This window comes from Enterococcus rivorum (assembly GCF_001742285.1).
GTDB classification, from domain to species: domain Bacteria; phylum Bacillota; class Bacilli; order Lactobacillales; family Enterococcaceae; genus Enterococcus_L; species Enterococcus_L rivorum.
In genome coordinates this window covers 17100-30922 of sequence record NZ_MIEK01000011.1, presented here as the reverse complement: position 1 = coordinate 30922, position 13823 = coordinate 17100, and the positions used below count along the sequence as shown (strand labels likewise).

The following is a 13823-nucleotide window of genomic DNA, read 5'->3' as shown; positions in this document are numbered from 1 at the left end:
ATGCCTTAATTTTTTTAATGATAAAAGTCAAAGCGACCTTTCGCTAACATTTCTTTGACCCCACCTGTTTCAAGTAAAGAACGATCTAGAATGACTTTTTTAATAACTGAAGCTGGATAGCCTTTGATTTCCTTTTTCCCAACAACCCCAAAAGCATGGGAATTACCAATAGATGCCACCGATCCTTGTGAACGGAAGCTAAATTCTGTTGTAGACTGGCCTTTGATTTGAGCTTTAATATTTTTACCAGCATGGGCCCCCATCTTTAATGCAATTTGAGCCGTTGTTGGGTAAGGTCGATTCGTTTCTTTATCCATAACTGCTGAGCAATCACCAATAATATATACGTTGTTGTGTTCTGAATCAGTCAAATCAGCTTTAACCATTACACGACCACGTTTTTCAGAAAACCCTGAATCTCCTACAACATGACTTCCACTGACACCTGTTGTCCAGATAATTGTTTTTGCTTTTAGTTCGGCTAGCTCATTGGTTTCTTGATTGTCTAAATAGACAACCGTGTCTTGTTTAATTTCTTTGATAGGTTTTCCTAGTAAGAATTTAACACCCCAATCTTTTAGGTGTCTAATCCCGTAATCGCCTAATTTTTCGCTAAACATTGGCAACAAGCGTGTAACGGCTTCAACACAATATAATTGAATTTTATCTGGTGATACACCAGCAATATCAGCTAACTTCTTTTTCCCTTCAACAAGGGAACCCAGTAGCTCAATTCCTGTAAAACCTGCACCACAAACAACGATTTTTAAGTTGTTCTCATCTTTTGTTTCTTTATAATTCTCCATTTGCTGAACTAAGTGCTGATAGACTTTTTCAGAGGTGGGAATATCCACCATTTTTAATGAAAACTCCTCTACACCTTTGATTCCAAATGATTCTGATTCATACCCCAAAGCTACAATCAGATAATCATAAGATACTTCTTCACGATCTTTCAGGCAGACAACTTGTTTTGAGCTATCCACTTTTTCCACTGTTGCTTGAATAAATGTGGTACAAGATTTTTTTACAACATCTTCAATGGGATACGTGATTCGTTCTGACGTTTGGATTCCAGCAGCAACTTCATGAATGGCAGTCGCTTCAAAATGATAATCATTTTGATCAATCAAGGTAATCTTGATTTCCTGATCTTCTTTTTGAAGTTCGTGCAATGCTCTAAGTCCAGCATATCCGGCACCTAAAATAACGACGTGTTTACTCATTAAAACTCTCCTCTTTTCACTCTTCTATAAAAAAATTATTCCTATACTAAAAAATAGTACTTGAGCCAATGCGCCTACAGCTAGTATTTTAATTGCACAACTAAATGTCTCTGTTTTCACTTGTTTTTTTAAAAATAAGCGTGTCTGTTTCCAAATAAAGGGTAGGACCAGCAGTGTCAAGAGCATCGTAACAGGAGTTAATTGAAACCATACTGCCACAAAGATAGACAAAAAAGCAATAACAATTAAGCCAACAAATAATAAAATAGAGACTTTTTTTCCTAAATAGTGGACTAAGGTGAAACGATGATTTTTCTCATCTTCTTCTAAGTCACAAATATTATTAGCTAACATCAAGTTAGCAATCAAACAGGTATTAGGTAACGTTACTAGAAAAATACTTCCTACGTTTACAAATGACCATTGGAAGATTTCGTAAGTGTTAATATAAATACAAATCAACGGAATCATAAAACCCATCGTTAATCCAGAAAAAACTTCTCCTAAGGGTAGACTTGATAAGGGTTTAGGGCCTGAAGAATAAAAAATACCAATGCTATAACAATATATTCCCATCAATAATAACGGCCAACCAACAATAAAGGATAGCCCAATACCCATTAAAGCTGACAGACTGACCATCCAAATGATCCAGCGGCGCAACATGGGTAAAGATAGGTTCTCACGACCTATAATATTCGTTTTTTCTTTATAATCATGCCCTTCTTTCGCATGAAGGTAATCATTATAATTGTCTAAAATATCTACCGCCATGTTAAAAACAAACATCGCAACAAAAAATAGTAAGACAAACCCTAAATGAAGACTTCGATAGTGATACCAACTAAAACAAATCCCGATGAAAAAGGGAAAGACACTAGCTGTCTTGGCTTTTACTTCTACTAGTTCAAAAAAAACTTCTCTATCCAAATTATACTCCTACTTTACTTTTTTTTGTAAAATAATGCCTATAAAATAAATTACTGTATTTCTTACTGAACTTCGTTTACAATCAATAGTATTGAACCATTGAAAGGATTATTGATTTATGAACGACTATTGGAAAGAGTTCCCGACGATTCAGCAAAATTTACAGGACACTTGTTCACTAATTGAACAACAAGTTAAAATACGTAATAAAGAAATTGAAACGGCACTAATTGACCTTACTCATTCAGGTGGAAAATTGCTGCGCCCAGCGTTCTTTTTTCTATTTTCACAAATGGGCGATTCTTCAAAGCAGGACCAAGAGCAACTAATCAAAATTGCTGCTTCACTAGAAATTTTGCATATGGCTACCTTGATTCATGATGATATCATTGATGATTCTACTTTAAGGCGAGGAATTGTGACCATTCAATCGAAATATGGAAAAGATGTTGCTGTGTATACTGGAGATTTGTTGTTTACAGAATTTTTCCAACTCTTGTCTGAAACCATGAACGGTTCTAGTTTCTTAAAAACCAATGCAAATGCAATGAAACGTTTATTACTTGGAGAATTAGATCAAATGCATACCCGCTACAAAAAAGACATGTCGGTTTCTGATTACTTGCGCAGTGTGAATGGAAAAACAGCCGAACTTTTTTCTTTGAGTTGCTTGGAAGGAGCCCATTTCGGTCACGCCTCCAAACAAGTCCAACGACTCGCACGTCGAATTGGTCGAAATATCGGAATTGCCTTTCAGGTTTATGATGACATTTTAGACTACACGGCTGACACTACCACACTAAAAAAACCAGTTCTAGAGGATTTGGCCCAAGGTGTCTATACCCTACCACTTATTTTAGCCATAAAACAGGCGCCAGAACGTTTTCAGCCTTATCTTGATAAGAAGGAAAAGATCACTGCTGAAGAGACGTTAGCGGTAGCTGAGCTAGTTTTAGAACTAGGTGGCATTGATGAAGCAAAATACTTTGCCTTGAAAGTAACCCAAAAAGCTTTGACTGATATTGATACGTTACCAGAAAGTGTAGGTAAAAGACAACTAGAAAAGCTTACAGAATTACTATTATCACGTTCTTTTTAGTGAATAGTTGATTTATAGGATGCACAGCCCCTTAAAAACAAGGGATTGTGCATCCTATTTTCTATCTATTTAGTTGGTTCCACGGTCAATAGCGTATAACTCCTGATAGTGAGTATTTTCTTTTAGCAATTGTGCTGGTGTTCCGCTCATTTCCAACAAACCATCCTCAATAAAAATCACACGATCCATTTTTTGAATTCCTTGTAAATGATGGGTAATCCAAATAATTGTTTTTTCACTTAATGCATCGAAGAAAGTATCTAATAGCTGTTGTTCAGTAATTGGATCTAAGCCCGTTGTAGGCTCGTCTAATAAAACAATCGGTGTATCTTGTAATAAAATCCGAGCTAATGCTAAACGATGACGTTCTCCACCAGAAAATCGTAAACCAGCTTCATCAACCATTGTTTGAAGACCATCTGGCAATTTTTCAATCATTTCTTTTAATCCAACTTGTTCAATTACTTGCCAAACTTCTTCTTCACTTGCTTCTTCTTTCCCAATCCGAATATTATTTAAAATCGTTGTATGGAAAAGATAAGGGGTTTGATGAATCACGCCAATTGATTCTGTCATACGATCTCCAAACGAAGCGGTTGGAACACCACCCAATAAAAGCTCTCCTTGGTTTGGCGTCAAATCGCCACGAATCAATGTTGCTAAAGTACTTTTTCCCGAACCACTTCGACCTAAAATAGCTAGCTTTTCTTTTGGTTCAATCGTTAAGTTCAATTGATTCAACACTTTTTTAGAAGAGCCTTTATAAGAAAATGTTACGTCTTTAATTTCTATTTTGGTATTTTCTAAAAGGATCGGTGTGTCTTCTTGGACAGACTGCTGTGGCTCAGGCAACTCATTTAATCGTTTAATAGAATCTCTATAAATAGTTGTTTCTTGTGCAGCAGCTGGCAACGGAGCAAACGCATCAATTAAAGGAAAGACGGTTAGAACAAACGCTGCAATCCAATTAGCTGCTCCGCCATGATTGCCAGGAAATCTGATACTTGCCCACGCTAGAACAGCAATCGTAATCCCACCAAAAAGAACCTGTAAAAGAAAATCACGTAAATGATTAAAATCCTTAATTTTTTTATCTATTTGATGGAGCTTCATCTCTTCTTTTTCATAGGAGTGAACAAATTCTTTGCCACGTTGACTAAATACCCAGTCAGAAACGCCTAGAATGTTATCTGTCAAATTCTTATACAGCTCATTTTTCGCTACTTTTTGCTTTTCTTGTCTTGCACCATTCACTAGTACGGACACCGCTGGCAATAAGAAAATCGCAATTCCTAATAGGAGCAGCATGCACAACCCAAACCACCATGAAAAAAGACCTAATCCTATAATAAGGAAAACATATAAAATCCAAGCAATAACCGTTGGAAAAATGGTTCGTAAATAAAGATTTTGTAAATGGTTAATATCTTCTGACAACAGACCTAGAATATCTCCTGTTTGATACTTCGATTTAAAGAAAATCGCATCTTTTTCCAAGACTTGATATAGCTTAAGTCTTAAATCAGAAGTCATTTTCAGTACCCAATTGTGACTCACTAAACGTTCTACATAGCGAAATACAGGACGACTGATTCCAAAAGCTCGCGTTAAAACAATCGGAATATAAATCATCAAAATATTTTCCGGAAGTGAAGCTGCTCGGCTTATTAAATAACCTGAGTTAAACATCAAAGCTCCCGCACTAAAAAAAGTTAAAAAGCCTAAAAAGATAGCAAAAAATAGCAACACACGATATTTTTTCAAAAAGGGTTTCACCCATTGATCCTGCTTTAACCATTCTTTGTTTGTTGGGGTGTTCTCCATTATTTCGTCCCCCTCATCTGATTCATTAATTTTACATAATAACCATCTTTCGCAATTAGCTCTTCAAGAGTTCCCATCTCAACTAGTTGTCCTTGATCCATTACTAAAATAAAATCCATTTCCTTCATCCAATGCAAGCGATGGGTTGCGAAAAACACAAGATGATTTTCCATTAAAGGTAACATTTTTTCTTTAATTTCTACTTCTGTTTCAATATCCAAATGAGCAGTCGGTTCATCGAACAACAGGATATGGCGTTGATTATCTAGAAAAGCTCTTGCTAGTGCTACCCGTTGCGCTTGTCCACCACTCAGCATTCTGCCACTTTCGCCAATTTCTGTATGGATTCCAGCGGTTAGCTCGTTTACTAATTGCCCTAAACCAACCAAATTAGCAGCCTTCAAAACATCTTCATCTGTCGCTTCTGGCGTGTAAAAACGAATATTGTTGGCAAGTGTATCTTGAAATAAATAAGGAGACTGCGGAATATAAATCACTTGTTTTTGCCAATCTTTTTGAGAAAAATGCGGCATTTTTTCTTGATTGATTTCAATTTTAGTTTCTTCACTAGTTGGAGCCAAAAATCCACTGAGTAAATTAATTAACGTCGATTTTCCTGAACCACTAGCCCCGATGATACCAATCTTATTGTAGCCTTTTGTAGCAAAGCTGACTTCTTTTACGGCTGCTTCCGTTGAGTCTTCATAAGCAAAGGTTAATTTCTCAATTGATAATTCAGAGTGTTGCTGCCATTTGTCTAATACAAGTTCATCCTGATGACTAACCTCTGGCAATTCTAATACACTTTTAATCGCTTGAAAAGAATTTTTCCCGTCTAAAGTTGCATGATAATCACTAGCAAAATCTCTAATTGGTAAAAAGAATTCTGGTGCTAAAATCAACGTTGTCAATGCGGAAAAAAGTAAAATACCACCATTCATTAAATTCAAGCCTAAAAAGACAGCCACCACGGCAACTGAAAGTGTCGTAAAAAAATCTAGTGCAAAGGTCGACAAAATCGCAATTTTTAACGTACTCATTGTTGCTTCTCTAAATCGTTCACTTGTTGTATAAATACTTTTTGCATATTTTTTACTCAATCCAAACAATTTCAGAGTGTCGAGTCCTCTTAAAGAATCAATAAAATGATTCGATAACACTTGAAAAGCTTTATATTGCTTATCAGCTTTACTTTGAGCTGCATAACCTAACACAATCATGAAAATAATGATAATCGGAAATACAACTAATAGAATAACTCCTGAACGAATATCCAAAGTGAAAACAAAAGCTAAAATAATCCAAGGGATAATCATCATATTCATCATTTTCATTAAAATTAAATGTAAGTAGTTCTCTGTTTGACTAATTCCTTCTAAAGCCATTGTTACCATGTTTCCTGTGCCGTTTTTTTGAACAACAATTGGTCCTAAACGAAAAATCTTTTGTAATAATTCTTCTCTAATTTCTTGGGAACGTTGATAGCTAAAATCATCTAGCAACTTTTCCCTTAAGTAAGTAACAACATGACGCCCTGTGTAAAATACAAAGAAAAAGAGGACGTTATCCCATTGATTATTTAAATGCCCACCATTCCATAAGCCAGTAATTGCCTTAGAAAGGTAAAAAGCTTGTCCGATAATAAAGACTGCTTGCAGGAATGAAAAACCTGCAAGCAAGACAAGAACTTTTTTTATTTTAGGCATTTTTAAGATGGCCTTATCAATCATCTGTTTAATACCCCTCTGTTATCGCTATATTCTTAATACGTTTTCTGAAAACAAAATACGACCAGCCAGTGTAGACTAACACAAACGGTAATATTGTAACGGTAATCCAAGTCATAATGTTTAAGGTATATGGCGTACTTGAAGCATTTTCAATTAGCAAATCATTTCCTGGTATAGAACTAATCATTACACGAGGGAATAATCCACTAAACAATAATGCCACTAAAGTAACTAATGTTAAGCCACTAGCAAGAAACGCCAACATTTCTTTCTTCTTGAACACACCCACATTCGCAATGACTGTTAAAACAACAATCAACGCAACCAACAATAAGGTTACTACGAAATGATTATCAAAGAAATCTGTATTAAAGTAAAGTAATACAGCAAAAACAACTAATCCAACGTAAAGTACCCAATAAAGTAAAGAAGCATAATTTCTAGCACGCTCTCTAATCGGTCCTTCTGTTTTCAACGTAATGTAATTTAGTCCATGTAAATAGCATAAAAGTGTTAACGCTACTCCACCAACCACTGAAAACGGATTGATGTAATCAGTAAAGGTAGCGGTAATATTACCATTAGCATCCATTGGCATTCCTTGAACTAAACTAATAAATAGAACACCAAAGAAAAACGGTACAATGAAACTACCAATTGCTAATGTCCAGTTCCACATTTTTTTTCTTTTTCCTTCTGGCATCCGATGACGAAATTCAAAAGAAACACCACGAATAATTAATCCCACTAAAATGATAAATAATATGAGATAGAATCCACTAAATAAAGAAGCATACCAGTAAGGAAATGATGCAAACATTGCTCCACCTGCTGTTAGTAACCACACTTCATTCCCATCCCAAACAGGTCCAATGGTTTCTACTACTTGATCTTTTTCACCATCGTTGTGGGCTAATGTTTGAACAGCCATTCCAACACCAAAATCAAATCCTTCTAAGAAGAAGAAACCTGAAAATAAAACGCCAATCAAAACAAACCATAATAATTGTAACGTGCTCATTTTTCAAATACCTCCTTATCAAACGGATCCGTACTTATTGACTGACTAGCAGCCAATTTTTTCTCTTCGTAATCCGGTCCTTTTTTCATTTCAACAGTAATTAAGTACACCATGACTGCACCTAATCCAGCAAATAAAATGAAGTAAATGATATTAGAGATAAGCAGCGATGTGACAGATACATTTGGTGAAACACTCTCTTCAATCGTAAATAACCCATAAACAGTCCACGGATATCTTCCTAATTCAGTGATTAGCCATCCTGTCGTATTTGCTATAAATGGCGCAAAGGTACATAACGCCATAATTCTTAGCATCCAACGTTTTTCATACAGAGATGGTTTTTTCTTTCTGGTGAAAAATAATCCCAAAGCTGAAACCATTAGCATCAAGACACCAAATCCAGCCATGATTCTAAAGCTCCAGAATATTGCATTTACTGGTGGGAAATAACTTAAGTCACCTTCACGTTCGCCATATTTTTCGATTAACGCTTCATTAGCAGTATTCATACCGTCTACAGCTCCAGAAGGTTTATTATAAGATAAAATGCTTAAGATATAAGGAATCTCAACACCAAATACTCGTTTATGCTCTTTCTCATCTGCCCAAGCGATTAATGTCCAGGCAGCCGGATCATCTGAATCTTCATAAATCCCTTCCATCGCGGCAAATTTCATAGGTTGTCCTTCAATTAAGGCTTTCATTTGTAAATCACCAGCAACTAAAACGGCTATTGAACCAATCAAGGTCACGACTAAACCAACACGCATTGAGACTTTATGGAAATCAACATCACGTTTTTTTAGCAATTGGAATGCAGCTAAACCTGCAACAATCATTCCACCCATCGTCACTGCTCCAGCAAGAACATGACTAAATTCATACCAAACTTTAGGATTCCCAATAATTGCTGCAAAATCAATCATTTCTGCTCGACCATTGTTAATAACATAACCTACTGGATGTTGCATGAAACTATTCGCTGCTAAAATCCAAAATGCAGACATCATAGAGCCAAAAACAACCAACCAAATAAACGTCAAATGGAGCTTAGGGCTCACTTTATCCCAAGTGAAAATCCACAAACCTAAGAATGTCGACTCTAAAAAGAATGCCAACAATGCTTCAACAGCCAATGGAGCACCAAAAATATCTCCTACAAATCGGGAATAATCAGACCAGTTCATTCCAAACTGAAACTCTTGAATAATCCCTGTAACAACTCCTACAGCAAAACTCAATAGAAAAATATTTCCCCAAAATTTTGCCATTTTACGGTAACGTTCGTCTTTCTTCGTTACATACATTGTTTCCATAATTGCTACTACAAGTGCTAACCCAATCGAAAAAGGTACGAAGAAATAGTGAAACACTGTTGTCATACCAAATTGGAATCGCGCTAACGAAACAATATCCAACATATAAGATCCTCCTTGTTTTATTTTCACAAAAAGAAAAAGCTTTTTCAGCCAAACAAAAAAACTTCACTGTTTACAATACGAGTAAAATAGTTAATCAATCAGCGCTCTACAGTATGACCCTCTAAACTTTTTTAGTCACCTACTGCTTTCATGTATTCCAAGTATCAAATTTCATATACCTTGTTATTTTTTGATTGTTCTATCCAATTACTTTTTATTCGGTCGTATTCAAAAGTCTTAAAAAAAATTCAGTGATTCTAGCTATTTGAGTTTTGTGAAAATTCTATGAAATAAAATGAATGATTTCAAGTAAAGTATACTCCTTTATTTTGAAATAGCCAAATGATTCAGGCTTATTTTTTACTTTTATTTTTCAACTTTTTCTTAAAATCCCGTGATTACTGAAAAAAATTGAGAATTTCACTTATCTTTTGATAAAAAAATCAACGCTATAAAAATAGCGCTGACTTTTTATATTTTTTCGTTATTTAGAGCTGCTTTTAGTGCTTGTGCTAATGCACTTTCTTGTGGTTCTTCTGCTTGAGAATACTTTTTCATCAAGCGACGCTCTTCTTGTTTTGTTAATTTCTTACTGCGTTCTTTTTTATCTTGCATTTTTTCAGTAATGGAACAATATTTACATTTGAAGTATGCGCCGTTCTTCCCATCAATAATTTCCATCTTTCGATGACATTGGGAGCATCTGTGATTGGATACTTTAGGATCTTTGCGGCGACGATAGCTACATTCTTGATTGGAACATACATAAATCTTTCCATCTTTGGTATTCTTTTCACGCAAATTAGAGCCACACTCTGGACATTTCTTTTGAGTAATTGAAAAGTCTTGGTATTTACTTTGGCTATTTCTAATTTCTGAAACCAGTTTTTTCGTCTCTTGTTCAATTTCTTTTAGGAAAACATTGCTGTTTTGTTTCCCTTTTGCAATGGCTTCTAATGTTTTTTCCCATTTTTCTGTCAATTCAGGCGTAACTAATGACGGATTAACCAGTTCCAACAACTGCTTCCCTTTAGGCGAAACACTCAAACCGTTTTGCGTACGCTCCATTAGTTCAGATTTGATTAATTTTTCAATAATTTCTGCTCGAGTTGCCGGTGTTCCTAAACTGTGTTTTTCCATCAAGCCAAGTAATGTTCCTTCTGTTAATGGTTTCGGTGGAGAGGTTAATTCTTTATTGATTGTAAAATAAGGCGCTACACTCATCCCTAGCTTCCAATCTACAGTTGTTTCAAGTTCTTCTTTTTCTTTCTTCCAACCAGCGACTTCTACTTTGCTTTGACGGAAAACAAATATTTCTTTACCAAAAGTGACAGTAATTTTGGTTTGCTTGGTTTTATGGGCTTCCGCAAATAAACCTAGAAAGCGAGTCACAATCATCGTATAGATTTTTTGTTCATCTCCACTTAGTTTTTCATAGCGAGGACGTTGTTCTGTTGGAATAAGGGCATGATGATCCGTCACTTTTTCATTTTGAAAAACTTTTCTTAACTTGACTTGTGCACCATTTTTTATATAGGTTTTTACTTCTGGTGAGAAGTCGCTAATAGCTTGCAATCTTTCTTTCATGGTGGCTTTCATATCTGTTGTTAAGTATTTACTATCGGTTCTAGGATAAGTAACAATCTTATGAATTTCATACAAACTTTGAACGAGAGAAAGCGTCTTTTTCGCGGAAAATTGATAGCGTTGATTGGCTTCTCTTTGAATTTCAGTCAAATCATACGGAAGTGGTGCTTGTTCCGATTTACTTTTCTCTTGAATATCTGTTACTTTCCCATTCCCTTTGCTTAATTCTTTTACAAAAGCCTCGACTTTATCTCTTTCTTTAAAAGCATAGAGATTTTGTTGAACCAACTTGGCTTTTTCTTTTTGGACTTGTAAGTCTACTGAAAAATACGCTTGTGGACGAAATCCTTCGATTTTTTTCTCTTGCTGACGGACTAAGGATAGGGTTGGCGTTTGTACTCGTCCAGCTGATAAACTATCTTGGTATTTAACGGTCAAAGCTCTAGTGACATTTAATCCAACTAACCAATCCGCTTTGGCTCTTGCTAAGGCGGAATAATATAAATTATCATATTCTTTTGCAGGTCTTAACTTTTTAAAGCCATCTTTAATCGCTTTATCCGTCTGGGAAGAAATCCAAAGTCTTTTGACTGGTTTACTAAAATGAACATACTCCAAAATCCAACGAGCAACTAATTCTCCTTCACGTCCGGCATCGGTTGCAATTACTGCTTCAGATACATCTTTTCGGTTAGCTAATTGTTTAATAGCTTTCAATTGATGTCCCGTTTTCGGCAATGGTTTAATCCCTAGGTTTTTTGGAATCATCGGTAACGTCTCCATCTGCCATGACTGCCATTCCTTATTTATATCTTCCGGCATCTTCAGCCCTAAAAGGTGACCAAGTGCCCATGTAACAATTACTGTCGGTCCTTCATAATAATTTTTATTCTTTTGTGTTGCTCCTAGTACTTTACTTAAATCCTTTGCTACACTAGGTTTTTCAGCAATAATTAATTGTTTATTTGCCATCTATTTTGCTCCTTCTATTTCTCTTCGTTAGGTCAGCTACACTTCTATAAATCGATTCATAATTATACGTTTCTTCGTACGGCTTCAATTTATTCCAACAGCTCTATTTTACCACACTCTGACTGTTCTCCTCTGATTTTATCTACCAAAATGAAAATAGGAATATTTTATTAGAAATAATGAAAAAGAAAACACCTTTGACGTCCACAAAACGTTAAAGATATTTTCTCGTTTTTAAAGCTTCATGTTTTTACAGCATTTCACTTTTCCACAATGATTATTACGCTCTTGTAAATCAGCACCATTTTCAAACGTCACGGCTTGATAATCTTTTAATAAGGCTAATCCTTTGTACTGCTGTAAATCCTCATCACATTCGTCGCACCAACGTTCGTCACCATCATTCCAAAAAGCTGCCAAATAATTTGCTTTAGTATTTATGTACTCATACGCCGAAGAAATCTCTTGCCATTCTTTAATATAATAGCGCTCTGCATCTTCTAAACAATCAAATTCTTTTTCATTTTCTATGTCTTCTTGCCAATCTTCAAAAAACCACCATGGCTCATTATCCCCATACATGGTAATGACTTGATACATCTCCACCACTCCAATTCTTTTGTACATATGTCATTTTAGTTACATCCTTAAAAACATGCAACTATACCGCTTGTGAAAAGCTTACAATCCCTTACGCCATTTTATCATTTTTTCTAGATCTATGGATAAAACTTGTTACTATTTTTCCTTTTAAATAAGAAAAAACTTAAAGAATAAAGACCATTTAAGACTCTTATTCTTTAAGTTCAATTTTAGATATATGGTAAAACTTTTTCTCCTTGGTAGGCTTGATCGATTAAGCCACCGCCAAGACAGACCATTCCATCATAGAAAACAACTGCTTGTCCAGGTGTAACTGCCCGGGCAGGATCGGCAAAAATAACTTTCGCCTTGGTTCCATCTTCCGTTAAGATGACTTTCACTGGAACATCTTGTTGACGATAGCGGAATTTTGCTGTACAGTCAAATTCTCTCGGCATTTCGTCTTCTATTGTAAAATGAATTTCACTAGCATCTAAATGAGTAGCATATAATTGTTCATGATGAAACCCTTGTCCAACATATAATGTATTGGTAGCCAAATCTTTGCCTATGACAAACCACGGTTCTTGAGAAGCACCACCTCCACCAATTCCGAGCCCTTGTCTTTGACCAATCGTATAATACATTAAACCATCATGTTGACCTTTTATTTCACCATCTATTGTCACCATATTTCCCTTTTTCGCAGGTAAATAGTGACTTAAAAATTGTTTGAAATTCTTTTCCCCAATAAAACAAACTCCGGTAGAATCTTTTTTCTTAGCCGTTGCTAAATTCGCTTTTTCAGCGATTGCTCGGACTTCAGATTTTTCCATACCACCTAAAGGAAACATCGTTTTAGATAATTGGGCTTGTGATAATTGGCTTAAAAAATAGGTTTGATCTTTATTGTTATCTACACCACGCAACATGCGTACCGTACCATCTTCTTTATGTTCAATTTGTGCATAATGACCCGTTGCTACATAATCCGCCCCTAGCTGCATTGCATACTCAAGAAACGCTTTAAACTTAATCTCTTTATTACACATCACATCAGGATTTGGTGTACGTCCTCGACGGTATTCCGTCAGAAAATATTCAAACACTCGATCCCAATATTCTTTCTCAAAATTCACAGAATAATAAGGAATTCCTATTTGATCTGCTACTTTTGCAACATCTTTATAATCTTCCGTAGCGGTACAAACACCATTTTCGTCTGTATCGTCCCAGTTCTTCATAAAGATTCCTACTACATCATAGCCTTGCTCTTTTAAAAGCAGTGCTGTGACAGATGAATCCACTCCGCCGCTCATTCCAACGACAACTCGTGTCTTACTGTTATCTGTCATTGTATCACCATCATTTCAATTAGATTCTGAAATCATCCACGATTTGAAGGTCGTAACTTTTCAGTAAATCTCA

General features: G+C 35.6%; 10 protein-coding genes. 1 reads left to right on the top strand and 9 read right to left on the bottom strand.

The window, feature by feature from the left end:
- Nucleotides 1-14: 14 nt before the first annotated feature.
- Together BCR26_RS04825 and BCR26_RS04820 are read right to left on the bottom strand one after the other, a co-directional pair.
- Entirely contained in the window at nucleotides 15-1226 is a 1212-nt protein-coding gene (locus BCR26_RS04825) for an NAD(P)/FAD-dependent oxidoreductase (protein ID WP_069697847.1), read from the bottom strand.
- A 24-nt stretch (nucleotides 1227-1250) separates the two neighbouring features.
- A complete protein-coding gene (locus BCR26_RS04820) occupies nucleotides 1251-2156 on the bottom strand; it encodes a prenyltransferase (protein ID WP_069697846.1) in 906 nt (301 codons plus the stop codon).
- 118 nt (nucleotides 2157-2274) lie between these two features.
- Between BCR26_RS04820 and BCR26_RS04815 the strand changes: the two genes are divergently transcribed.
- The gene (locus tag BCR26_RS04815) at nucleotides 2275-3255 is read left to right on the top strand and encodes a polyprenyl synthetase family protein (RefSeq protein WP_069697845.1); all 981 of its coding nucleotides are present in this window, start codon (nucleotides 2275-2277) and stop codon (nucleotides 3253-3255) included.
- Nucleotides 3256-3324: 69 nt separating this feature from the next.
- On the opposite strand, the gene cydC is transcribed toward BCR26_RS04815, so the two are convergent.
- The 7 genes from cydC to mnmA form a co-directional block, all read right to left on the bottom strand.
- Entirely contained in the window at nucleotides 3325-5079 is a 1755-nt protein-coding gene (gene cydC, locus BCR26_RS04810; RefSeq protein WP_069697844.1) for a thiol reductant ABC exporter subunit CydC, read from the bottom strand.
- Nucleotides 5079-6809, bottom strand: coding sequence for a thiol reductant ABC exporter subunit CydD (cydD, locus tag BCR26_RS04805; RefSeq protein ID WP_069697843.1), 1731 nt, complete (start codon nucleotides 6807-6809; stop codon nucleotides 5079-5081). Before cydD ends, cydC begins: the two co-directional genes overlap by 1 nt.
- A 4-nt stretch (nucleotides 6810-6813) precedes the next feature.
- Entirely contained in the window at nucleotides 6814-7830 is a 1017-nt protein-coding gene (gene cydB, locus BCR26_RS04800; RefSeq protein ID WP_069697842.1) for a cytochrome d ubiquinol oxidase subunit II, read from the bottom strand.
- Nucleotides 7827-9254, bottom strand: coding sequence for a cytochrome ubiquinol oxidase subunit I (locus BCR26_RS04795; protein ID WP_069697841.1), 1428 nt, complete (start codon nucleotides 9252-9254; stop codon nucleotides 7827-7829). The genes cydB and BCR26_RS04795 overlap by 4 nt, the downstream gene beginning before the upstream one ends.
- Nucleotides 9255-9725: 471 nt before the next feature.
- Nucleotides 9726-11813 carry a DNA topoisomerase III gene (locus BCR26_RS04790; protein ID WP_069697840.1) on the bottom strand — a complete coding sequence of 696 codons (2088 nt, stop codon included), beginning with the start codon at nucleotides 11811-11813 and terminating at the stop codon, nucleotides 9726-9728.
- A gap of 234 nt (nucleotides 11814-12047) precedes the next feature.
- Complete coding sequence (locus tag BCR26_RS04785) at nucleotides 12048-12413, bottom strand: DUF1033 family protein (protein WP_069697839.1); 366 nt, start codon at nucleotides 12411-12413, stop codon at nucleotides 12048-12050.
- 212 nt (nucleotides 12414-12625) lie between these two features.
- Entirely contained in the window at nucleotides 12626-13750 is a 1125-nt protein-coding gene (gene mnmA, locus BCR26_RS04780; protein ID WP_069697838.1) for a tRNA 2-thiouridine(34) synthase MnmA, read from the bottom strand.
- Nucleotides 13751-13823 lie beyond the last annotated feature (73 nt).